General features: G+C 46.4%; 1 tRNA gene and 1 rRNA gene. Both read right to left on the bottom strand.

Annotated features, from left to right (window positions below):
* Positions 1 to 22: 22 nt before the first annotated feature.
* Positions 23 to 96 (bottom strand) — tRNA-Ile (locus tag OK344_RS13345).
* Between the two features lie 207 nt (positions 97 to 303).
* A 16S ribosomal RNA gene (locus OK344_RS13340) occupies positions 304 to 1366 on the bottom strand; the annotation flags it as partial.

Below are 1366 nucleotides of genomic sequence, written 5' to 3'. Positions count from 1 at the left end.
TATTGCTTACCGCTTTAATTAGTAGTCTCGGGCAGGCTCGAACTGCCGACCTCTACATTATCAGTGTAGCGCTCTAACCAGCTGAGCTACGAGACTTCATTAGATTTTAGATTTTTAGACTCGAGATATTAGACTTTTTTGTCTTTCATCTCATATCTTACAATCTCGTGTCTCTTCCCTGTACTAATTTCTAGTGGGTGTATTTTTAAATACCAACCAAAGTAAAAAAACTAAAGCATCTTTTGAGTAAGTGCTTGTGATACTTTAAGTATCTTATTTGTTTATCGTCCAAAGGACGCTCTAAAATGAGATGTTCCAGCCGCACCTTCCGGTACGGCTACCTTGTTACGACTTAGCCCTAGTTACTTGTTTTACCCTAGGCAGCTCCTTTTACGGTCACCGACTTCAGGTACCCCAAACTTCCATGGCTTGACGGGCGGTGTGTACAAGGCCCGGGAACGTATTCACCGCGCCATGGCTGATGCGCGATTACTAGCGATTCCAGCTTCATAGAGTCGAGTTGCAGACTCCAATCCGAACTGAGACCGGCTTTCGAGATTTGCATCACATCGCTGTGTAGCTGCCCTCTGTACCGGCCATTGTATTACGTGTGTGGCCCAAGACGTAAGGGCCGTGATGATTTGACGTCATCCCCACCTTCCTCTCTACTTGCGTAGGCAGTCTCACTAGAGTCCTCAACTGAATGTTAGCAACTAGTGACAGGGGTTGCGCTCGTTGCAGGACTTAACCTAACACCTCACGGCACGAGCTGACGACAACCATGCAGCACCTTGAAAATTGTCCGAAGAAGGATCTATTTCTAAATCTGTCAATTCCCATTTAAGTCTTGGTAAGGTTCCTCGCGTATCATCGAATTAAACCACATAATCCACCGCTTGTGCGGGCCCCCGTCAATTCCTTTGAGTTTCATTCTTGCGAACGTACTCCCCAGGTGGCTAACTTATCACTTTCGCTTGGTCTCTGAATCCGAAAATCCAAAAACGAGTTAGCATCGTTTACGGCGTGGACTACCAGGGTATCTAATCCTGTTCGCTACCCACGCTTTCGTCCATCAGCGTCAGTTAAATCTTAGTGACCTGCCTTCGCAATTGGTGTTCTAAGTAATATCTATGCATTTCACCGCTACACTACTTATTCCAGCCACTTCAAATTTACTCAAGACCTGCAGTATCAATGGCAGTTTCATAGTTAAGCTATGAGATTTCACCACTGACTTACAGGTCCGCCTACGGACCCTTTAAACCCAATAAATCCGGATAACGCTTGCACCCTCCGTATTACCGCGGCTGCTGGCACGGAGTTAGCCGGTGCTTATTCGTACAGTACCTTCAGCTACCCTCACGAG

This window comes from Kaistella yananensis (assembly GCF_026107505.2).
In the GTDB taxonomy this organism is placed as follows: Bacteria; Bacteroidota; Bacteroidia; order Flavobacteriales; family Weeksellaceae; genus Kaistella; species Kaistella yananensis.
Note: the sequence above shows the minus strand (reverse complement) of the source record. Positions and strands in the feature narration are given on the sequence as shown.